The sequence below is a fragment of the Streptomyces canarius genome (assembly GCF_014650735.1).
Lineage (GTDB): Bacteria > Actinomycetota > Actinomycetes > Streptomycetales > Streptomycetaceae > Streptomyces > Streptomyces olivaceoviridis.
This window is the reverse complement of sequence record NZ_BMVN01000238.1, coordinates 1-604: the sequence shown is the minus strand read 5'-3', so window position 1 is coordinate 604 and position 604 is coordinate 1. Positions and strand designations below refer to the sequence as shown.

Here is a 604-nt window from a genome sequence, read left to right as displayed (position 1 = left end):
TGCTGTGGAGCGGCTTCCCGGCCGCGCTTGCCGCGCTGACCTCGACGCTGTACCTCCCGCTGGGGATCGCCGCGCTCGGCATCGTGCTGCGCGGTGCGGGCTTCGCCTTCCGCAAGGCCTCGATCCGCACACCCGAACAGCGCGTGTACGGCGCCGCGTTCGCGCTCTCCTCGGTGCTGACGCCCTACTGCTTCGGCTCGGTCGCGGGCGCCCTGGCCTCCGGGCGCGTGCCCACCCGGGGCGACGGGGACCCCGTCGCCAGCTGGCTGAACCCGACCGGGGTCCTCGGCGGTGTGCTCGCCGTGCCGGCCTGCGCCTACCTGGCGGCCACCTACCTGACGGTGGCCGCCGGGCGGCGTGGGGACCCGCACCTGCTGCGGTACTTCCGCGACCGGGCCCTCGCGGCGGGCGTCGTGACCGGTGCCGTCAGCATCGCGGGGATCTTCGTCCTGCGGGCGGACGCCCCCCGCCTGTTCCACCAGCTCAGCCACCGCGCGCTGCCGCTCGCCCTGCTCGCGGCGCTCTGCGGCCTGCTGGGCCTGGCCCTGCTGCGCGCCGAGCGGACCCGGGGCCTGCGCGCGACCGCGGCGGCGGCCGTCGCCCT

General features: G+C 77.3%; 1 protein-coding gene. It reads left to right on the top strand.

Features of this window, described 5'->3' with window-relative positions; translation table 11 throughout:
- Window positions 1-604, top strand: a 604-nt coding sequence (locus IE294_RS47075) for a cytochrome d ubiquinol oxidase subunit II (protein ID WP_189895430.1), incomplete at both ends; no start/stop codon positions are given.